Origin of the sequence: Oceanobacillus rekensis (genome assembly GCF_002153375.1) — a bacterium.
Lineage (GTDB): Bacteria > Bacillota > Bacilli > Bacillales > Amphibacillaceae > Oceanobacillus > Oceanobacillus rekensis.
Genome location: NZ_MTBQ01000005.1, coordinates 227,190 through 248,663, shown reverse-complemented (window position 1 = coordinate 248,663; position 21,474 = coordinate 227,190). Strand labels below are relative to the sequence as shown.

Below are 21,474 nucleotides of genomic sequence, written 5' to 3'. Positions count from 1 at the left end.
GAACCTAAAGTAATTTTTAGGTTCCTTCCTATTTCTAGTAAGCTCCGTATCCACCATAACTAGCACCGATAATGATGAGGAGAATAAATAGCACTACAATTAACGCAAATCCTCCACCTTTACCATATCCTGCTCCACCTACTGAACCACTCATCTTAACAACTCCTTCATTTTTTTAGTGAAGATAACCTCACACTTACAAGGTATGTTGATAAGAACCGTTATGCTTGGATAATTAACTAAAGTATACATTTTTAATTTCCATCGTTAAAATGAAAAAGCGATTCCAAGTTTTGTTTGCAGTATACAGAAGCTGTTTGCACATAAAATATTTTTGCAGTTTTAACATCGTGTTAACTAGTTAAAAATATATTTAAAGGAAATTTATGCAACAGGATATTTATTAGTCCCTATCGTCCTACACTTCCTTATTGATGCGAAGTTTGTATTTTTCCTAATAAAAAAGCGCTGTAATCGAACAAATGGACCGTGGGGACAAGGCCCCAATCCATTTGTTTATCTTCTATTAAAAGGCTTTTAACTTTCTTTCCTTGACCTAGAATAAATTTATGAAGTTTGTATTAAAACTTTACTATGCTTATCCAGTGGAGTTTGGGCCGGTGCACCTGTCCCCTTGGTCCACTCCCAGCCCCTGAGAGGGTAGATTGGTTGATGAAAAATTGTATTCTAGGCACTAGCAAAATGGAAAGAAACAATCAATAACGATTAAATAACGGTTCCACCATCAATACTCAAAACGGTACCCGTAATATATTGGGCTTCATCGGAGGCGAGAAAGGTATAACCGGCAGCTATTTCCTCAGGTCTGCCCATGCGATTGAGAACAGATTTACTTTTCATCATATCTTTCACTTTTGCAGGCATTTTTTCTACCATTGGGGTGGAAATAAATCCTGGGGCAATTGCATTTACACGAATGTTATACTTTCCTAATTCCTTTGCCCATGTCTTAGTCATCCCATTTACACCCCACTTTGTTGCAGCATAGTTTGTTTGGCCAAAATTCCCATTAATGCCAACAATAGAAGATGCATTTAGAATGACACCACTATTCTGTTCCATCATTACTTTGGCTGCAACCTGCGCAACATTGAATACTCCTTTTAAATTTACATCAATCACACTATCCCATTGCTGCTCTGTCATCTTTACTAACTTTGCATCCTGTGTTATTCCTGCATTATTAATGACAATATCAACCCGCCCGAAACGCGCGACCGCTGTTTTAAATAATTGGTCAACCTTTTCACGATCTGTTACATCTGCTACAACCCCAATGCATTCCCCACCAAGACCTTTAATATCTGCTACGATCCTGTCAACATCCACCTGTTTCAAGTCCACTAAAACAAGCTTGGCACCTTCAGAGACAAATTTCTTTGCAGTTGCTTCACCGATTCCACTAGCCGCACCTGTCACAACTGCAACTTTGTCTTTTAATCTCATCTTATTTCCTCCTACTATTAATGATTACCCATGCATATGCAATAGAAAAGTTATTCGTGCATTTCATAAAAAATGCCTTATTCGCAAATTAAATGATGGCAACGTTTGCAAATATGGCTTGATATAAATGATGCTAGGTTTGCATAAACAAGGTATGATTCACATGAAAGTTACAAATAAGCTAAATCAATAATAAAAGAATAGAAAGGGAAAAAGCAGCAAATTCCAATTGGGGTTAATTCTTTGGTAATACTGCTTTCTCACCAAATAAATTTCCTCATTTATCGTCTACTGCCATATTCCCTACCTATTCATCTAGTCATTACTATACGCCTGGGTTGTATTGAAAAAATTGCAGCATTCCTTTTTGTGTTTGTTTCAATTGTTCCATAACACCATCAAATGCTTTTGTCGCTTCTTCCCGAGTCTTTCTGTTCTGATCAATCGCTTTTACAACTGTATCCTCTAATTGATCCGTTGATTTTGATAGAATTTCAAGAGATGTCTTTCCTGGAAGAAAGGCGATGGAATAAGACTTATGTCCAACTTCCTCTAATTTATTTAACCATTCCTGGTAGTCTCCTCCAGCAAGGATACTTTTATTACTGCCCAAGAAAGATTCAGCACCCGTTTTCCACTCTGTTGCCAGTTTTTTTGAATTGTCTTCAAGCTGACAAAATTGTTCGTTTGTTCCTTTAAGCCATTCTTTTTGACTTTCAATGTTCTTCAATGATTGATATTCAATCGTTTCAAAAAATTCTCCTTGATTCATCCAAGCACCCCACAAATTATCCACTACATTTTCACTCTTTGACTTAGTATTAGCCTTTTTTTCTACCATCTAAAATCCCTCCATAAAATTATTTATATTACTAAAGCCACTGCTGACCTTAGTATCAGAACATAAACGTTTAAAACTTATGTTTATGTAACTAAATATTTCTGGTGACTTGTCAAAGATGTCGCTTCTATTAGTCCTCGCTATCTTCTCTCTTCGATGTGAAACTAGGTGGGGAGAAGAAATTACTGTACATGTTGAAGAATTGGTCAAGCATCTTCTGATATTGCCCTAGTGTACCTGCCCAGATGTCTAAGTAGTTCTCTCCGGCCTTTGTAATAGAATAAATTCGTTTGGCTGGACCTGATGATGTCGTATCCCACTCTGAATTGACTAAGTCATCCTTTTCAAGTTGACGGAGGATGCGATAGAAGTTCCCTTTGTCTACAGAGTCATATCCGAATACGGTAAGTTTTTGCAGTAATTCATATCCATGTGCGTTCCAATCCTTTAGTAACAATAAAAGCATTGGAATCATAAGGTTTTTTGGAGTACTCACTCCAGGTTCTTTGTTCTTGTGATCATTGCTATTCGATTTAGATGCCATCTTATCACCTTCCATATTACATCATAACTTATATATGTAATTTACATCTATGTATGTAATTTACACCTATGTGTGATAAATGTCAACCCTATACTATCCGATTAAAAAACTTCTTTATCTGCCAAAAAACACTAAAAGATTCCCTTTTCCCTTGAACTTCCTGCTATATTTGTCTGATTTTGTTGAAAATTGTAGTTATTTTACGAACGATGCATCACCAAAAACGATTTCATATGCTTTATTATAAGTATTGAGAGATATCGAAAATGCGATCAGGAGGTAAAATTGTGACAAATTCAACCATGTTAGACCCATTATCATTATGGAAAACGATGTACGAACAAACAGAGACCAATTTTAGTGAGGCGATTCATGAAACACTTGAAAAAGAGGAATATGCTGAATTATTGGGACAAGTACAAAATGGATTCCTTCAGTATCAAGACTTAATTCAAAAAACAGCGGATACTTATTTGAAGCAAATGAATATACCTACTCGAGAGGAAATCTCAAGTGTTGCCTCACTTATTATTAATTTAGAAGAAAAAGTGGAGAGTTTAGATGAGAGTATCGATGAGGCAGAGTTAAATCAGAAGGCACTCCAAGAAATAGGTAAATTAAAATCAAGTATCACAAGGTTAGATAGGAAAATGAATCAAATCCTACAAGCATTATCAACGAATAAAGATCAAGAATCTCCAGCAGTTGCACCAGAGAAAACGACACAAGAGAATAACAAGAATAACTAATTAACGCCATCAAGATGCTCTACATAAATACCTAATTTGAAAACTAAAAACTCAGGAGGTAATTATAATGGGAACTACTTTAAATACAGAGGTTAAAAAGAGTACAACTTCAAACTTACAGGGAAAAGTGGCAATCGTAACTGGTGGTTCTCGTGGTATTGGTTCCATCATTGCTAAAGAATTAGCAAGAAATGGAGCAGAAGTTGTTATCAACTACAACTCTAACGTAGAGGCTGCAAGTGACGTGACACAAGAGATTGAGGATTTCGGAGGAAAAGCTAGCTATTTCCAAGCAGACGTATCTAATTCTGAAGAGGCACGCTCTTTGGTGGAAAATACAATAGAAGCCTATGGAAAAGTAGACATACTTGTTAATAATGCAGGAATAACAAGAGACCGAACGTTTAAGAAGCTTAGTGAAAAAGAATGGAATGAAGTTATTAACGTAAACTTAAACAGTGTATTTAATACAACTTCAACAGTTATTAATGCAATGCTTGAACAAGGATTTGGCCGAGTAATTAATATCAGTTCTATTATTGGTCAAGCTGGCGGTTTCGGTCAAACAAACTACGCAGCATCCAAAGCAGGAATCATTGGTTTCACAAAGTCGCTCGCTTTAGAAACAGCAAGAAAAGGAATTACAGTTAATGCTGTATGTCCTGGATTTATCGCAACGGAAATGGTTGAAGCAATGCCTGAAAAAGTGTTAGATAATATGATTTCTGCCATTCCGATGAACCGTCTTGGTCAAACAGATGAAATTGCCGATGCAGTCCTTTTCTTAATAAATAATGGCTATGTTACAGGCCAATGCATTAACGTTAATGGCGGGTTATATATGTAAGACCCTTTATAGCTTGATTAGATACGAGGAGGATTATAAATGGTTAATACCAAAGAGTCGGTTGAATCATTCATCGACACAATGCCTGAGGATTATAAAAGTGAGTATAAACGTTATCAACGAGTAATGAATATCCTCACAAGGGAACCTGAGCCAGAAGTAGGCCAAACTCCCAAAGAAGTAATCTGGACGAAAAACAAAGCAAAGTTATATCGCTATCAACCGAACAAACAAAAGACAAAAAAAGTACCTATTTTAATGATTTATGCATTGATTAATAAACCGTACATTTTAGACTTGGCACCTGGAAGCAGTCTAATCGAGTATCTAACCGATAGAGGCCATGATGTCTACTTGCTAGACTGGGGAACTCCAGGTCATGAGGATCGCCATATGAAATTTGATGATTATGTGATGGATTATATTCCGCGCGCTATAAAGAAGGTTCTAAAAAAATCGGAACAGGATGAAATCAGTATACTGGGCTATTGTATTGGTGGGACTTTGACATCTATAGCTGCAGCGCTTCATCCAAATTTACCAATCCGTAATCTAGTATTTATGACAAGCCCATTTGATTTTAGTAATGCAGGATTATTTTCGAATTGGCTGGACGAACGTTATTTTAATTTAGATCTCATGGTCGATACTCTGGGGAACATCCCTGCGGAAACGATAGACTTTGGAAATAAATTATTGAAACCTATCACCAATTACTTTGGGCCTTACGTTGCGCTTGCCAATCGAGCAGATGATGATGAGTTTGTCAAAAACTGGAGCCTTCTGCAAAAGTGGGTAGAAGATGGCGTCCCATTTCCTGGTGAGGCATATAGACAATGGATCCGTGAATTTTACCAACAAAATAAATTAATAAATGATGAATTATATATTCGCGGACAACAGGTTAAATTAAGTAATATTACAGCAAATGTCCTAAACATTGCAGCGGATCGTGATCACATTGCAATTCCTCAACAAACAGAAAAGTTAATGGATAAAATCTCAAGCAAAGATAAAACATACAAACTCGTTTCTGCTGGGCATGTTTCAGTAACTGTAGGTAAAAGAGCTCCTACAACGACCTATCCATTAATTGAAGAATGGTTAACAAAACGTTCCAATTAACTTAAGCTTAGGCAGGACTTTTCAGCAAACAAAAAGATTCATATGAGACTCTTTCTTAGAGGATAGTATCGTTGCTATCCTCTTTGTTTTTTTAGAACATACCTCCTACCACGATCTAGACTGCGAATTCTTCATCCCACATTTCCCTATTCATGGCAAGCCCTTTTTTTGTTCTTCAATACTTAGGATATTGCTATTAAAATTCTAATAGTAGATGATACATTAATATAATTAGATTAGGGGATTTAAGGTCATCGTTTGAAAATTTGATTGAGGGTGGAAAGTAATGAATATTAATATAAAGTATAAGAATATAATTTTTGCATTTTTTATGTCGTTTAGTATCTCTTTTTTTCTTTCGCTTATCATTGTCTCTATAAATTTCGGGATTGATAATGAATTTTTCCAAACATGGATAAAAATTTGGTTACAAGCTTTTGTTTGTGCATTCTTTGCTGCTTATTTTTTTTCAAAGGGAATACATAAAATAATGAATAAAATTAATTTTATAGAAAAGCCTAGATCAAAAGAAAATACGAGGTTCGTTGAAGAACATACAAAAGAATCCTAAATAATATGCAGCTGTTTGGCTGGTTTTTAGTCTGGTACTATATTGGACGTAAACCAGCTAATTTCACTATTATTCGTTATTCCCAAATAATTTTTCCGTTTTTTTAACTGGATCTTCTCCCTATCATACATTTTTTAATTGGAATTTTTCTTCTTTGAGTTTGAATGCCAACGCTGCTAACTTTAATTGAACAGACTAGCCTTTGTAGAGCCTTTTTTTACGTTATCCATCTTTACCAAATACATATTATTGTCCCCTGTTTAGAAACATGAGCAAAAAACCCCTTCCGGATATTAACCGAAAGGGGTTACATAGGACATATTTAAGTTTAATAAATCTGTTGATGGAAACAACTAAAAGTGCTAAACTATATTAGTTAGCACTGACATTCCAGTTAAAAAGTATATCTATCCAATATTATTATACTACAAGTCAAAACGGAATGTCAACAAAAAGAATAATTGGAGTTGATGGAATGCGTGAACGGGTTGAGGAACAGCAACGGGTCGATCAAGTTATCAATGAGATTAACAACAAAGAGGAAAAATTATATAGTCAGTCAAAGGGATTAAAAGAGAATGTTATTGAGCTTCGAAAAACGTTTTGGGATGATATCACAGTTAACGTGGATGAACCCGATGATGTAATCGAAACCCAGGAAAGCATTAAGCAGCAAGCAGCACTTCTAGCTGAGAAGGAACGATTTCACGGGAAAATCGGGGAGCAGCTAAAAACACTGGATAGACTTAAAAGTTCCCCATATTTTGGGCGAATCGATTTTATAGAGGATTCCTACCCAGAGAAAGATGCTATTTACATCGGCATTTCCTCCCTTATGGATAAGGATGATGAGGATTTTCTAGTCTATGATTGGCGTGCACCTATTTCGAGTCTTTATTATGATTACTCCCCTGGAAAGGCGGAATACAAGACAAGGGAAACGACAATTACAGGGGAAATAACACTGAAAAGACAATTTATTATCAAACAAGGTTCGATTGAAGGAATGTTTGACACCGGGGTTACGATTGTCGATCAAATGCTGCAGCAGGCACTTGGAAATAATGCAAGCAGATCGATGAAGAGTATTGTAGCCACCATTCAAAAGGAACAAAATCAAATCATTCGTAATGAGCGCAGTAGTCTCCTTGTTGTCCAAGGTGTTGCCGGAAGTGGGAAAACCTCGGCGGCCCTGCAGCGAATTGCTTATTTAATGTACCGCTACCGTGAGGATTTAAATCCGGAAAATGTCGTGCTATTCTCCCCTAACCCGCTATTCAGCAGCTATATTTCGAATGTATTGCCAGAGCTTGGTGAGACGAATGTGAAACAAACGACTTTTCTGGACTTTATTAAGGAGCGGCTTGTTAGCAACTTTACCGTGGAGTCTCCATTTGAACAAATGGAGTATGTGTTGACTGGGGACAAGGACAAGGACAACGACTATCCCACACGGATGAAAAGTATGGATTATCTGACAAGCATCGAGTTTAAAGCGATGATTGATTCATTTGTCGGAAAAATAAATGAAGCTGGTCTCCGATTTAAACAAATTGCTTTTCGAGGGAAAACGATTGTTTCCAAGGAGCAAATTCATGATTATTTTTATTCACTTGGTGAGGAAATTACGATTCCGAACAAATTGGAATTAGTTGCAAAATGGCTGCTTGAGAAAATGCGAATCCAACAGAAGAAAGAATGGAAGAAAGACTGGGTTATGGAACAGGTCGAATTACTTGATAAAGAATATTATACGAAGGCCTATCAACAGGCGGAAGATCAAGAAGAGTGGACGACTGCAGAGGATGAAGAAAAAATTCTACGCACACAGATGGTCAAGCGTGTTTTTGCACCATTGAAAAAACGTGTTAGGAATCTTGAATTTGTTAATATTCCTGCAACCTACCTAACATTGTTCACTGAATTTAAACTAGAAAATGCCACGCAGGATTGGCAAGAGATCTCTAAACATATTGTATCGCAGCTGAAGGAAAATTATTTAACATGGGAAAATGCAACACCCTATTTATATTTTCAAGGTCGCATTCTTGGAGATAATGCGGATCGTTCGGTTCGCCAGATGATTATCGATGAAGCCCAGGATTACTCTGCATTCCAGTTTGCTTATATTAAACATATTTTCCCGTATACACGAATGACTTTACTTGGTGATATTAACCAGGCAATTTATACACATGCGACGAAGGAAAACCCACTCGTACCTGTTGAGGATGATGGGAACGGGGAACGGATTACACTAACAAAAAGTTATCGCTCAACAAAGCAGATTGTCGAGTTTACGAAGTATTTTGCCCCTGGTGGGAAAATGATTGAACCCTTTAATCGTGACGGGGACTTGCCAGTACTTATTCATGATGATGCTTTAACGGAAACATTGCTTCGACTTGTGGACGAATTCACAAAAGAAGGCTATGAAACGACGGCCATCATTTGTAAAACACGTAGGGAGAGTGATGAAATAGCTGAGTTACTTAAAGGGAAAGTTGCGTTCAATCAAATCCATGAAGAAACATATGCTTTTGAAAAAGGTCTCCTCATTCTTCCCGTTTATTTAGCAAAAGGAATTGAATTTGACGGAGTTATTATTCCGAACACTTCCAAAACACATTATGACAAGGAATCCGATAGAACGCTATTTTATACAGCGTGCACCCGAGCAATGCATGCACTTACGATGATTTCTGCCGGGGAGCCTTGCAGATTTATTAAGGAGGCAGCTAAAGAAACGTATGTGGTGAAATAGCAAAAAAAGTGTTTTCCCAAAAACATGGAATTCAGGCCAGTCCCCCACTGCTTCGCTCTTTCATGCAGCGGGGCTGGCCCTTTAAATTGTGGAGGATTACAATAATTTATCGAAATGCGTTCCTTCATTATAATTCAGGGCGGATCAAATTCATGACAGCCGCGGGGCTAATTAGATAGCTGTAAACAAAGCCCAAGTCACTCCGTCTAAACTATTAGAAATATTCTGGGACGAGGTTCCTGTCCCTTTGGACCATTGACCGTAATTAATGTTATATTGTCATTAATCATGAAAAAGTCAATTTGATTTACTACATGATTAAAGGGGATTTCGACAAAATGACAGATCATTATAAAAGTATTCTAGTAGCTGTAGATGGTTCCAATGAAGCGGAATATGCATTTCGTAAATCACTTGATATTGCTTACGAACATCAAGGATCACAATTAAACATCGTTAACATTATTGATAACCGATACCTGGGACCTCTTGATAAAGAACTTGCTGAGGAAGTAAAAGAAAAATCTAGACGAACATTAGATCGCTATAAAGCACGTGCTAAAGCCTTTCGTGTTAAAAATGTGAACATCATTATTGAATATGGTTCACCTCGAATGATGATTGCAATTGAGATTGCTAAATCAGTGGATGCAGACTTAATTATTTGTGGCGCTACGGGGCATACGACAGTAGAGCGCTATCTCATTGGTTCGGTATCTCAAGCAATCGTTCGTTCCGCCAAATGCGATGTTTTAGTCATCCGTACGCCTGCCTAATAAAAAATCGCTCAGACTTTTATATAGTCTGAGCGATTTTTGTTAGATAATTTGTGCCTTCGTTTGAACTGCGGCTTTTCTATCTTGCGCTGCGTGCATTTTAACCATTACGAAACGTGCAAATGGTTGAATAACTACACTCTCCAAGAATAGCGCAATGACAAAGTTACGAGGCCAGATTTGTACAAAGTTAGCAAAAATATCAGTTGTAAAACCATTTCCAATGATATCTCCAATGATTGTCAGGGTAAATGACATCCCTAGTACGGTGAAAAGGGTACGGAACATAATACGAGCAGCAAAACCGTCTGTTTGTGAAATAAATTTAGATGATAAAAATTCTGCAAAGCGACCGATTGCTACTGGTTCAATAATCATTACGATAACCCAAATAATAGGTAATACGATTAACATGTTCATTGCAACATCTTTGTTAAATTCCCCCGCTGCAAGGATGATGTTGATGGATCCCATCATTAATACGGATAATGTTACAATAATTGCGCCGAATATCGCGCCCTCTTTGCCATTTTTTGGTAGTCTGTTTTCTTGATGCATGGTTTTCTTTTTCTCCTTCAAAATTAATTTTCCGACCAAAGCTAAATACAGAAGCAAATACAACGATGAATATGCCAATATTAAATCACGCTATGGAGTGAATAAACGCAAGGCATATCTAATAAAGCTTGCGTAAATGCGATTCACACTAAAGATACACTCCATCTAACAAACGCAGGTAATAATGGATCTGTCTTATTTATTTGTTTACTTTTAATATACTCGGTAATAATGTGGCGATTGTTTTCAATGGGGTTGCGGATTTTTGCGTTAAACAAAGCATAATGGCACCCTCAATCGAAGCTGTCAACAACATTGCGATAGCGGAAGCTGATTCGTTTGAATAGCCTTCTGTTATCAGTTTCTCATAGTAAATTGCCTGCATGTTTTCATATAGAGCACTACAAGCAATGCGAACCGGTTCACTCATCGTGGCCATTTCACTAACAATGCTGCTAAATGTATAGCCGATAATGGTGTCGTTTTTTTCAAAGTTACCAATTAACTTATCGATCATGGAGAGGATGGCATCCTTTGTTGATGGGTGCCTACTGAAAATAGCCTCGATATCTGTCGTAATGGCTTCATTTAAACCGTGTAAACAAGTAATCAATAATTCTTCTTTTCCATTTGGAAAATGATGATAAAGCGCTCCTTTTGTAACATTACAGGCTTTTAAAATCTCGTTAAGGCCAACATTTTTATAACCCTTTGCCTGAAAAAGAGCTGTAGATTTATCAATTAATAGCGATTTTGTATCCATATTCGTTTAATTTCTCCTAACATACCAACGGGTCTGTTTTGTAGTATAACAGACTTTTAGCTGAAATTATAGTTAATAGATTTTTCAAACTTTAAGGGACGCAGGGACAGGCACATTGTCCCAAATATATCTAAAGATAATTGGTTTGGTGAGTCCTCTGTATCAATCAGGTAGAAAGAAAAATTTTTTCTTCATCTCCCACCCTATATAAGTTAATCAAAACCAAATGCATTGTCAAAATCCCGAAATAGAATGGAATAAAGTGAGCAATTTTCATTTTATATTGATCGATATTGGCTGTTTGAAACGGGCAATTCCACTGAGATCATTTTTGTAAATTCATCGGTAAAAAGACCAAGTGTCTCTAACACTCAGTCTAAGTCTTGAAAATATTTTGGGACGAGGTGCCTGTCCCCACGTTCCTACTCCATCTTTTCCAGTTCCTGTACCATAAGGTCGTAATTCATGGCACCTAATCTCATATATTGGATACGACCATTTGAGTCAATCATATAGGATGTTGGATATGCCTGAACTTGATAGGTATCAATGACTTCCGATTCTGCATCCATCGGCACTGGGAAAGTCATTTCATATTCTTTCACAAATTCCGTTACCGTATCAGGTGTTTCTGCCATATTAACTGCTAATATGGCGACATCCTTATTATCATATAGTTTTTGCATATCAGGAATTTCTGCCCTGCATGGTGGACACCAGGTAGCCCAGAAGTTAACTAAAACACGCTTCCCCCTGTAATCAGACAAACGTACTGTTTCCCCCTCTGAAGTTTCCAGTTCAAAATCAGGGGCAATATCCCCTATGGCAAGTCCAGTTTTATCCGCTGCGTCCGAAGCATTTTCCCCTCCCGAAATCGAATCGTCTTCAGATGAACCGATAAAATCAAAAATGGCCCAGCCGAGCATTCCCAAAATAATAACGATGGAAATCCCTTTTTTCATTGAACATCACCTTTTCTTATCTTATAAATTAGTATTACTAAACTTAACGTGAAAAATAATCCCACGAACCAGGCTTCCATGATATAACCAAATACCGTTACGAATGGCTGGATACTTGTTAAAATCCACATTCCGAAAGACCACCCGATTAACATCACCATGATTAGCAAACTAGCCGTAAGCCATCTGAACAGGAGAAAAAACAAAATCAGAAGAACAGATAGTAAAATCAAATATCCAAAAGCGTATGAATTGTCATTCCAGATAACTTGAATAAACTCATACAAAAAGGAAGCTACTAAAAATACATGCAGAAAAGATTCCATAAATGTAAGAACGTTCATCTGCTTTCTGAAAGACTTATAAACAAGTACGATTACGATAAATAATACAGCAAGGTAAAAGGAATCCGAGTTACCTGGATAGGCCAATATTGCCAATGGATCTTTTATGAAAATAGAAAAATGCAATATGATTTTTCCAAGCCAGATAAACAAAACAAAATTAACAAGCTGTGAAATCAATTCATCCATCCGCTTTTTCTTTTGATCCTTTGGTGAATCACTCATTATGTAAAAGGAAATCATTCCCACAGCAAAGCACAAAACAATGATGCCGATTGGTATTAACCTGCTCGCAACCACCACTAGCATATCCTCCTTTTCTGGGACGGGGGGGACAGGGGACCGGGACAGGTACATTGTCCCGAATACATCTAAAAATAATTGATTTGGTGAATCTTCTCTCTGTATCCTGTCAGATCGAGAGTGAGGATTTCCATTCCCCCTCAATGTGAGTGCACCTTCAACGTTACTCGGGGTACCCCTCTATACCATTCCATCTGATGATATTATCTTAAAGCTTTGTTATTTGAGTTACTTAGGGTAAGTATAAGTTAATCGAAACCGAAAGCCAAAGTAAAAATGCTATTATCTAAAAATTGAATGGAAAAAAATTGAGCAACTTTCACTTTATAGTGACAAAAATTGTATGTAGAGACGGCAAGTGGAACTAAAAATCATTTTAGAAATTTTCATATTAAAAAAGACCAAGTGCCTCTAACACTCGGTCTAAGTTATGAAAATAATTTGGTACGCGGTACCTGTCTCCACGTACCGCGTGAAATAAAAATAAAAGGATGTTATCTAACCCATGAGTGACCTTACTACACGATGAATCTAGCTCAAAGGGCGTTCATTTAATTTATGAATGACCGTTCTTCATGATAATTCCTGCAAATGGGCGTTCAGACAACTCATCAGTGTCCGTGCTGCATGGGGTTTCCGGCAATTGGACATTCAACCACTTTATCAATGACCATGCTTCATGAGGTTTCCTGCAAATGGGCGTTCAGCAAACGCATCTGTGACCGAGCTTCATGAGGTTTCCTGTAAATGGACGTTCAACCTACGCATCAGTGACCGTGCTTCATGAGATTTCCTGCAAATGGGCGTTCAACCAACGCATCTGTGACCGTGCTGCATGAGGTTTCCAGCAAATGGGCGTTCAGCAAACGCATCAGTGACCGTATAAATTAGGTTATTCGTAGGAAGTCCATCGATGAACCCCTACCATTCGAAAATTGCTTGACAAAATCCTCCTTATGCTTTTTTTCGATGGCACCACTTGGCACCATTCTTCGACGATATTCGTTGTAACCTTTTCATTTGGGAATAGTAGCTTAAATTCCTGAACACTTCTTAATACAGCGACTGTAACCGGCTCTTTATTCCCACAGTCGTGACAGACACATTTTCTTTTCTCAATAGTTACAGAATAGGAATAGCACTTCAAACAAGTAATCCCCTTTCGCAGTTGGTCATAATCGTAGGAAGGAATCTGTTTATAAGGAGAATCGGGGTTATTCAAAGCTAACAATTGATCCGCGATTTTTTTATGTTTTTCAGTTATTTTTGAAGGTGTTTTATTTAGGGTTTCCATATATTGGTTTAACTGTGTCGGAAGAATAATCGTCTTATCCAATGGCGCTTGGTATAGGGTGAATTTGGGATTAATGAAAATAATGAATGCATCGATTTGAGGTTTATAGCCGAGGCTCAATAGTAACTGGCGTAACAAAGACTCTGTTCTATTCAATTGGAAAAGTGGATTCATAACTTCTAATTGGGGTTTCTTGTAAAGCTTATCAGATTCGTAATAATAATCGCCTTCAAAGTTTTTCACTTCATAAATGAAGACCTTACCTTGTGTAATAATGAGGGAATCAATTTGAAAAGTAGTATTATTTACTTTTAATAACAAATCATTTAATATCAAGCATTCACAATCTAGTTTTTTGGTTAAACGATCGAATAGAAGCTCTCCTTCATATCCCTTTTTTAAACTGAAATAGTGATGCCTATCATTGCTTGCTAAATGCCTTCGCCTGTTTAACAATTCCATAATCAATAATTCATTTGACTTCTTGCGCGATTTATAATGCATGGTACACATCCTCTCAACCTAATCAATACTAGGCTAGACATAACCGTTGCCAATGTCAAAATCCCATAATCTAAAAATCGAATGGAATTAAGTGAACAATTTTAATTTTTTTTAAGATAAAAAGTGAATTTTAGAGACTGCCAATTGCACTAAAATTAACTTTTGATATTTATATATTAAAAAGACCCAGTCCCTCTAAAACTCGGTCTAAGTCATGAAAACACTACGGGACACAGTGCCTGTCCCTGCGTCCCGCTCATTCATCACTTCGGTATTCTAATAGATCCCCTGGTTGGCAATCCAATGCCTTACATATAGCTTCTAAAGTTGATAATCGAACCGCTTTTGCCTTTCCATTCTTCAATATAGAAAGGTTAGCCATCGTTATTCCAACTCTTTCTGAAAGTTCCGTGACGCTCATTTTTCGTTTCGCTAACATCACATCAACATTTATTATTATCGCCATTGTTATCACCTCAGACCGTTAAGTCATTTTCTGATTTTATATGAATAGCTTCATTTAAAAGCCTTTGGAGAACAGCTGCAAAGACTGCGATCACCATCGGGGCAAAAACAAACATCATTCCAACTAATACAACGCCTGGGGCATCGTCTAGTTGCGCAAAGATAAAGAAAAGTGGCAAGCTGACTACGTATAAACAGCTGATTGTGATTGCACAGTATTTTATTTTCTTTAACGCTCCTACAGACAATTCCGAGAATGCTTTATTCTTGTCGATAAAGCCTAAAATTTTAAATGCCTGATACAACGCAGTATAAAATGGTATCGCTGATATATACATAATGATTAAAATGCCAAATATCACATAATCCCATCCTGCTAAGCCCTCTGATAGATTCTTAGCTATCGAAGGAATCATAAATATGCAGAAAGCAAGCACTGGAGCTCCAATAACAAAAACAGCTAACTTTAAAAACAATGTTGAACCTCGTTTCATAAAATTCACCTCTCTTATTAAATTCTATTTTATATTAGCACACCATTTATTGTTTTACAATATATTTATATCAAATTCCAATACTTGTTTGTTGTTAGGTACAGGAGGACAGGCACATTGTCCCGGATATAGCTAAAAATCAATAAATTGCTGGGTCTTCCCTCTGTATCCTGTCAGGAAATAGAAGATGATTTCCCCATCTCCCACTTTCAACCCAATACCAAAAACAACCGCTGCCATTGTCTCACTCCCTATCATTTCAGTTACTAAGTGAGGAATAAATCAACAGAAAACCATACTCAGTACTAGTAATAAAAATATTTCGGGACGTGGTGCCTGTCCCCTTGTCCCCTCTTGACAATAATTTTACGAATGTTATAATTCATTTAAATTATTAAATATTTACCGATTCACTAGAGGTGCCTTTTAAAAGGGCTGAGATCAAAGCGATTGACTTTGGGACTCTTTGAACCTGATACGGTTGATGCCGGCGGAGGGAAGTGAAAGAACGGATATCGTAATCTATTTGTTTATTTATGCGATAAAACCACTTTCCTTTTCATGCGGGAAGTGGTTTTTTATTTTTTCAGATGATCTTAAAGGAGAAATTTGGGATGAATGATTTTAACAATCAAGCTGATACATACGGTGAACTTCATATTATCTCGACTGGTGAACAGTCACCTGAAACGTTTGTATCTATTGCTGAAAAGATAAACGAGTATGTAGATTTTTTTCATATCCGTGAGAAAGCATGGTCCGATATTCAATTGATGCAAACAATCGACCTGCTCCAGTCCAAAGGCATTTCACTTGAAAAAATCATTGTCAACCACCGGGTTAATCTAGCCCAGGCCATGCAGGTACGAGGTGTTCAATTAACCTATCAAAGTATCGATGTATCCGTAGCAAGAAAGACTGATGAGTCCATGTACATTGGTTGTTCCGTTCATACCGTGGAAGAAGCTGTTTCCAAAGCTTTACATGGTGCAGATTACTTGCTATATGGTCATGTCTTTGACAGCCGCTCAAAACCCGGTGTAAAGCCAAAAGGTTTGGATGGCCTGAAACAAGTCGCTCGGCATGTATCCATTCCAGTGATTGCAATTGGTGGCATCACCCCTCAAAATACGCCACAGATTATCAATCATGGTGCAAGCGGTATCGCGGTTTTATCTGGAGTGTTATTGTCCAGTGATCCAGTCGCAAAGGCAATATCCTACAAACATGCATTAAGTAAGGCGGGGAAAAATGAAGAAACATTATGATGTCATTATTGTTGGCGGAGGTGTCATCGGCAGTTCGATTGCATTCCATTTGAGCAAGCGTAATTACCGTGTACTCGTTGTAGAAAAAGGGGCACTCGCACAAAAAGCATCACGTGCTGCTGCAGGCATGTTAGGTGCACAAAATGAAATAGGTGAAGATAGTCCGCTCCTTTCCTTTGCACGTAAAAGTAGAGCAATGTTTCCTGCATTAGCGGAAGAGCTTCAATTTTTATCCAATATCAATATCGAGCTTATCCAAAGTGGGATTATCAAAGTTGCTCAGTCTGAAGAAGAGGTGGCACACTTACGGGCAATCGCAGCCTTTCAAGAAAAGATAGGAGAAAAGGTAGAATGGTTGACTACGAAGCAAGTGAAAGAAAAAGAACCAGAACTTTCCGAAGCTGTACAAGGTGGATTATATATGCCAAATGACGGGCAAGTTTCGGCCCCACTTTTATCCAAAGCATTGGCCCAATCTGCAGCCGCTTTAGGAACAGACTTCCTGGAATATACCGAGGTACAGGAATTAATTCAAGATAATAATCGGATCTCCGGTGTAAGAACAGGAACAGACAGCTTTTTTGCAAGTAATGTCATTGTTGCGGGCGGAGCATGGAGCAAAGACATCATAAATAAAACCGGCATATCATTAGAAACGTATCCCGTAAAAGGCGAATGCTTTTCCGTACAAACGCATGAACGAATGATCACATCAAGTATTTTTTCATCTGGAGGCTATATCGTTCCGAAGTCTGGCGGCAGATTAATTATTGGCGCTACAGAAAAGCCTCATACGTTTGATGAATCTGTACAACTGGATGGACTTTATCAATTAATGGCTCAAGCGCTAAACATCATTCCAGCATTAAAAAATGCCAAATGGGAGAAAGCATGGGCAGGCATTCGTCCGCAAACAGGTGATGGACTGCCCTATCTTGGAGAACATCCACATGTAAAAGGGCTGTTCGTTGCAACTGGCCATTACCGAAATGGTATTTTATTAGCTCCTGTTACCGGATTATTAATGGCTGATATGATCGATGGAAAAGCGGTCCATCACCCATTTTCCATTAACAGAACACCATATATCAAGGAGGTAAACCGATGAAATTGCTAGTGAATGGAAATCATTTACAAGTCCCAAGCAATGTATTTACGATTGCCGATGTCATTACACATTTTTTTAAACATGATCCCATTGTCATTGTGGAACATAATGGAATAATTTTGGAAAAAAATAACCATCCAAAACAAATCGTCGCAGATGGTGACAAAATTGAATTAGTAGAATTTGTAGGAGGCGGATGACATGTTAACGATTGGTGAAAAACAATTTAATTCCCGTTTATTTTTAGGAACTGGGAAATACCCGAGCTTTGCTATCCAGAAAGAAGCGGTTGAAGTATCAGAAACAAATATTCTAACCTTTTCGGTGCGTCGGATGGACATTTTTGAATCATCCCAACCAAATTTCTTGGAAAAAATCGACTTGAAAAATTATGATCTTTTGCCCAATACAGCTGGTGCAAAAACAGCTGAGGAAGCGGTTCGAACTGCTAAGCTAGCTAAAGCTTCCGGGCTTTGTGACATGGTGAAGGTCGAAATAATCGGCTGTGATAAAACCTTGCTGCCAGATCCTGTAGAAACACTGCGGGCAACGGAAGAATTGCTGAAAGAAGGATTCATCGTCCTTCCCTATACTTCTGATGATGTCGTTTTAGCACGAAAACTGGAAGAGTTAGGTGCCCATGCGATCATGCCTGGTGCCTCACCGATTGGGTCCGGACAAGGGATAATTAATCCGCTTAACTTAAGCTTTATTATTGAACAAGCAAATGTGCCTGTCATTGTTGATGCAGGAATAGGTTCTCCAAAAGACGCGGCCTTTGCAATGGAGCTTGGGGCTGACGGAGTCCTTTTAAATACAGCTGTTTCCGCATCCCTTGACCCTGTCAAAATGGCTGAAGCGATGAAACTTGCTGTAGAGGCAGGTCGACTCGGCTATGAAGCAGGACGCATTCCGAAAAAACGCTATGCAACCGCGAGCAGCCCAACAGAAGGGATTAGCATCTAATGAATGATCGTTATTCCAGACAAATATTATTTTCGCCCATCGGTCAAGAAGGACAGGAAAAATTAGCTGAGAAGCATGTCCTGATGATTGGTGCAGGTGCACTTGGTACAGGGAACGCGGAGATTCTTGTTCGTTCTGGTGTTGGGAAAATAACTATCGTTGACCGAGATTACGTCGAATGGAGCAACTTGCAGCGTCAACAGCTATACACAGAGAGCGATGCAAATAATCGCATGCCCAAAGTCATTGCAGCAAAAAGCCGATTAGAGGAAATTAACCAGGATGTGCAAATTGAAGCAAAAATTATCGATGTCACCCCATTGGAGATGGGTCAGCTCATTGACGGCGTCGATTTGATTATTGATGCAACAGATAATTTCGATATTCGACTTATCATCAATGACATATCGCAAAAATATCGCATCCCATGGATATACGGTGCTGTCGTTGCAAGCTATGGTATCAGTTATACGATTCTTCCAAATGAAACGCCCTGTTTGCATTGCTTATTGCAGCAAGTGCCAATGGGCGGGATGACTTGTGATACGGCAGGTGTTATCAGCCCCGTTGTTCAAATGGTTGTTGCCCATCAATCCGCAGAGGCTTTAAAAATATTGACCGATAACCAGGAAGCATTAAGAAAGCGATTAATTTCGTTTGATCTTTGGACTAATCAGCAAGCTTCCATTGATGTCAGTACGTTCAAAAATACAAGCTGCCTGTCCTGTGGCGAAGCACCGACATATCCGCATTTAAGCTATGAAAGTCAAACAAAGACTGCCGTACTATGTGGGAGAGATACAGTACAGATTAGACCAACGTCAGCAGGAAAGCGAGACTTGCAAACGATCGCGGCACGCCTCTCCAATACAGGAAAAGTCGAACAAAATTCATTTCTATTATCCTTTACGAGCGAACCGCATCGTTTGGTCATGTTTCATGATGGACGGGTACTTGTGCATGGAACAAGTGATGTGACCGAAGCAAAATCATTATATTACCGGTATTTCGGATGAGTTGAGCTGTGGGGCGCCCTCTAAATAGAGTATTTAAATAGAATAGAAACTAGTCTGGAGGGCTATATGTTGGAAGTTTTACAATGGTTTGTCGATTTGGGAGCGAGTGTGATGCTCCCAATAATTATTTTTATTTTCGCAATACTGCTTAGGATAAGTCCAGGAAAAGCATTGTATTCGGGATTGATTGTCGGTGTTGGTTTTGTAGGATTGAATCTCATCTTAAACTTATTGACGACGAGTTTAGGACCAGCAGCACATTCGATGGTCGATCATTTCGGTTTAAACTTACAAACAATTGATGTTGGCTGGCCAGCTGCAGCAGCTATTTCCTATGGCAATGCACTTGGAAGTCTTGCTATACCGATAGGAATTGGAATTAACCTTTTATTATTAGCATTCGGATTAACGAAAACAGTAAATGTTGATATTTGGAATTATTGGCATATTGCTTTTACAGGATCTCTTATTTATGCGTTGACAAATGATTTCGCATTAGGTCTGTTTACAACCGCGGTACACGCTATAGTGGTGCTCCTAATGGGTGATATTTTAGCTAAAGATATGCAATCATTTTTTGGATTAAAACAAATAACCTTTCCACATGCCGCATCCGCACCATCCTATTTTTTAGCGAAGCCATTAAATGCTGTTTTTGACAAGATTCCAGGATTTAATAAGCTAAAAGCAGACCCAGATTCTATACAAAAACGTTTCGGAATCTTCGGACATACGATCGTCTTAGGTGCATTGCTTGGCTTGCTAATCGGTTTCGTTGCAGGCTACAACATCCAAGATATATTGCAATTATCGATACAGACTGCTGCCGTCTTATTTTTAATGCCGAAAATGGTTGCCTTATTAATGGAAGGACTAACACCTATTTCAGAAGCTGCTAGTAATAAAATGAAGGAAAAGTATCCAGACAGAGAGCTCTATATTGGGATGGACAGTGCGCTATCAGTAGGTCATCCCGCTGTTTTATCCGCTTCCTTAGTCATGATACCAGTTACGTTATTTCTAGCAGTCATTTTACCAGGAAATGGTGTTTTGCCATTCGGTGACCTAGCAACAATCCCATTCTTAATCTGTTTAATGGTACCTGTATTTAAAGGAAACATCGTCCGCACAATCATTGCTGCAAGCATTTACATTAGTGTTGGTTTGTATATAGCTACATGGCTAGCCCCCGTGTTTACAGAAATGGCTCTAGCTTCAGACTTCGATATAGGAAATAATTCCAGCGTTTCTTCCCTTGTTGACGGTGCTGTTTGGACAACTGCCTTATTCGCAGGACTAGGGAAATTATTAAGCTGGTATGGGATTGGTGCGATTGGTTTAGGTGCATTAGCCGGTTTAGTTTATGTAAATAAAATGAAAAAGGACGGAAAACAAACATGAAAAAAGTGTTAGTCATTTGCGCGACAGGGATTGCTACATCTACGATCATCATGGCGAGATTAACGGAATGGTTAAAAAACGAAAACCTTCTTGACCATGTAGAACTGCATCAAGGAAAAGTCAGTGAAGCATTCCATGTACAACAGGATTATGACTTTATAGTCTCCGCGACAATTGTTCCAGACGATTTAAAGGAGAAAGTGATTGATGGGGTTCCTTTGTTAATAGGTAATGGATCTGAAGAAGTTTTTGATAACATTAAAAATAGAATTCATATGCAATGACTTTTTTATGCAATTTATTTAGGGCTTCTAACAATTGAAAAGCTAAACAAAAAAGGTAGT

Annotated in this window: 24 protein-coding genes and 1 riboswitch; of the genes, 13 read left to right on the top strand and 11 right to left on the bottom strand. The window is 38.1% G+C overall.

The features are described from left to right. Positions 1-34: 34 nt before the first annotated feature. The 4 genes from BV906_RS14210 to phaQ form a co-directional block, all read right to left on the bottom strand. Positions 35-154, bottom strand: a complete 120-nt coding sequence (locus tag BV906_RS14210; protein ID WP_087974300.1) for a YjcZ family sporulation protein — start codon at positions 152-154, stop codon at positions 35-37. 572 nt (positions 155-726) lie between these two features. Then, the gene (gene fabG / locus BV906_RS14205) at positions 727-1,467 is read right to left on the bottom strand and encodes a 3-oxoacyl-[acyl-carrier-protein] reductase (protein ID WP_087974299.1); all 741 of its coding nucleotides are present in this window, start codon (positions 1,465-1,467) and stop codon (positions 727-729) included. Between the two features lie 325 nt (positions 1,468-1,792). Further along, on the bottom strand, positions 1,793-2,308 hold the full coding sequence (locus BV906_RS14200) for a hypothetical protein (protein WP_087974298.1): 516 nt from the start codon (positions 2,306-2,308) through the stop codon (positions 1,793-1,795). A 130-nt stretch (positions 2,309-2,438) separates the two neighbouring features. After that, on the bottom strand, positions 2,439-2,852 hold the full coding sequence (gene phaQ / locus BV906_RS14195) for a poly-beta-hydroxybutyrate-responsive repressor (protein ID WP_087974297.1): 414 nt from the start codon (positions 2,850-2,852) through the stop codon (positions 2,439-2,441). 287 nt (positions 2,853-3,139) lie between these two features. On the opposite strand from phaQ, the gene BV906_RS14190 reads away from it, so the two are divergent. From BV906_RS14190 to BV906_RS14165, 6 genes are all read left to right on the top strand, one after another. Next, complete coding sequence (locus tag BV906_RS14190) at positions 3,140-3,601, top strand: poly(R)-hydroxyalkanoic acid synthase subunit PhaE (protein WP_176330365.1); 462 nt, start codon at positions 3,140-3,142, stop codon at positions 3,599-3,601. A gap of 67 nt (positions 3,602-3,668) precedes the next feature. Further along, complete coding sequence (fabG, locus tag BV906_RS14185) at positions 3,669-4,448, top strand: 3-oxoacyl-[acyl-carrier-protein] reductase (RefSeq protein ID WP_087974295.1); 780 nt, start codon at positions 3,669-3,671, stop codon at positions 4,446-4,448. Positions 4,449-4,487: 39 nt separating this feature from the next. Next, a complete protein-coding gene (gene phaC, locus BV906_RS14180) occupies positions 4,488-5,573 on the top strand; it encodes a class III poly(R)-hydroxyalkanoic acid synthase subunit PhaC (protein WP_087974294.1) in 1,086 nt (361 codons plus the stop codon). A 286-nt stretch (positions 5,574-5,859) separates the two neighbouring features. Continuing rightward, positions 5,860-6,144 carry a DUF2798 domain-containing protein gene (locus tag BV906_RS14175; RefSeq protein ID WP_087974293.1) on the top strand — a complete coding sequence of 95 codons (285 nt, stop codon included), beginning with the start codon at positions 5,860-5,862 and terminating at the stop codon, positions 6,142-6,144. Positions 6,145-6,586: 442 nt separating this feature from the next. Next, complete coding sequence (helD, locus tag BV906_RS14170) at positions 6,587-8,908, top strand: RNA polymerase recycling motor HelD (protein WP_245844141.1); 2,322 nt, start codon at positions 6,587-6,589, stop codon at positions 8,906-8,908. A gap of 338 nt (positions 8,909-9,246) precedes the next feature. Then, complete coding sequence (locus BV906_RS14165) at positions 9,247-9,684, top strand: universal stress protein (protein WP_087974291.1); 438 nt, start codon at positions 9,247-9,249, stop codon at positions 9,682-9,684. A gap of 42 nt (positions 9,685-9,726) precedes the next feature. On the opposite strand, the gene BV906_RS14160 is transcribed toward BV906_RS14165, so the two are convergent. The 7 genes from BV906_RS14160 to BV906_RS14130 form a co-directional block, all read right to left on the bottom strand. After that, the gene (locus BV906_RS14160; protein WP_087974290.1) at positions 9,727-10,242 is read right to left on the bottom strand and encodes a DUF2798 domain-containing protein; all 516 of its coding nucleotides are present in this window, start codon (positions 10,240-10,242) and stop codon (positions 9,727-9,729) included. Positions 10,243-10,441: 199 nt separating this feature from the next. After that, positions 10,442-11,005 (bottom strand): TetR/AcrR family transcriptional regulator, encoded by a 564-nt coding sequence (locus tag BV906_RS14155; protein ID WP_087974289.1) that lies wholly within the window; start codon positions 11,003-11,005, stop codon positions 10,442-10,444. A gap of 422 nt (positions 11,006-11,427) precedes the next feature. Continuing rightward, complete coding sequence (locus BV906_RS14150) at positions 11,428-11,967, bottom strand: redoxin domain-containing protein (protein ID WP_087974288.1); 540 nt, start codon at positions 11,965-11,967, stop codon at positions 11,428-11,430. After that, positions 11,964-12,536 (bottom strand): hypothetical protein, encoded by a 573-nt coding sequence (locus tag BV906_RS14145; RefSeq protein WP_245844139.1) that lies wholly within the window; start codon positions 12,534-12,536, stop codon positions 11,964-11,966. The genes BV906_RS14150 and BV906_RS14145 overlap by 4 nt, the downstream gene beginning before the upstream one ends. 970 nt (positions 12,537-13,506) lie before the next feature. Further along, a complete protein-coding gene (locus BV906_RS14140) occupies positions 13,507-14,412 on the bottom strand; it encodes a nuclease-related domain-containing protein (protein WP_087974286.1) in 906 nt (301 codons plus the stop codon). A gap of 256 nt (positions 14,413-14,668) precedes the next feature. Continuing rightward, entirely contained in the window at positions 14,669-14,878 is a 210-nt protein-coding gene (locus BV906_RS14135; protein WP_087974285.1) for a helix-turn-helix domain-containing protein, read from the bottom strand. A gap of 10 nt (positions 14,879-14,888) precedes the next feature. Continuing rightward, entirely contained in the window at positions 14,889-15,371 is a 483-nt protein-coding gene (locus BV906_RS14130; RefSeq protein WP_087974284.1) for a DUF2975 domain-containing protein, read from the bottom strand. A gap of 405 nt (positions 15,372-15,776) precedes the next feature. Beyond that, a riboswitch (TPP riboswitch) is annotated at positions 15,777-15,887 on the top strand. 98 nt (positions 15,888-15,985) lie between these two features. On the opposite strand from BV906_RS14130, the gene BV906_RS14125 reads away from it, so the two are divergent. The 7 genes from BV906_RS14125 to BV906_RS14095 all read left to right on the top strand — a co-directional run bounded on the left by BV906_RS14125 (position 15,986) and on the right by BV906_RS14095 (position 21,414). Then, a complete protein-coding gene (locus BV906_RS14125) occupies positions 15,986-16,639 on the top strand; it encodes a thiamine phosphate synthase (RefSeq protein WP_087974283.1) in 654 nt (217 codons plus the stop codon). Beyond that, positions 16,623-17,747, top strand: coding sequence for a glycine oxidase ThiO (gene thiO, locus BV906_RS14120; RefSeq protein WP_087974282.1), 1,125 nt, complete (start codon positions 16,623-16,625; stop codon positions 17,745-17,747). The genes BV906_RS14125 and thiO overlap by 17 nt, the downstream gene beginning before the upstream one ends. Next, positions 17,744-17,947: a sulfur carrier protein ThiS gene (thiS, locus tag BV906_RS14115; protein ID WP_087974281.1), complete on the top strand. Its 204-nt coding sequence runs from the start codon at positions 17,744-17,746 to the stop codon at positions 17,945-17,947. Before thiO ends, thiS begins: the two co-directional genes overlap by 4 nt. A 1-nt stretch (position 17,948) precedes the next feature. Further along, entirely contained in the window at positions 17,949-18,713 is a 765-nt protein-coding gene (locus BV906_RS14110) for a thiazole synthase (RefSeq protein WP_087974280.1), read from the top strand. After that, positions 18,713-19,729, top strand: a complete 1,017-nt coding sequence (locus BV906_RS14105; protein WP_087974279.1) for a thiazole biosynthesis adenylyltransferase ThiF — start codon at positions 18,713-18,715, stop codon at positions 19,727-19,729. Before BV906_RS14110 ends, BV906_RS14105 begins: the two co-directional genes overlap by 1 nt. Positions 19,730-19,798: 69 nt before the next feature. Further along, positions 19,799-21,130 (top strand): PTS galactitol transporter subunit IIC, encoded by a 1,332-nt coding sequence (locus BV906_RS14100; protein WP_217896387.1) that lies wholly within the window; start codon positions 19,799-19,801, stop codon positions 21,128-21,130. After that, a complete protein-coding gene (locus tag BV906_RS14095; protein ID WP_087974277.1) occupies positions 21,127-21,414 on the top strand; it encodes a PTS sugar transporter subunit IIB in 288 nt (95 codons plus the stop codon). Before BV906_RS14100 ends, BV906_RS14095 begins: the two co-directional genes overlap by 4 nt. Positions 21,415-21,474: the final 60 nt, after the last annotated feature.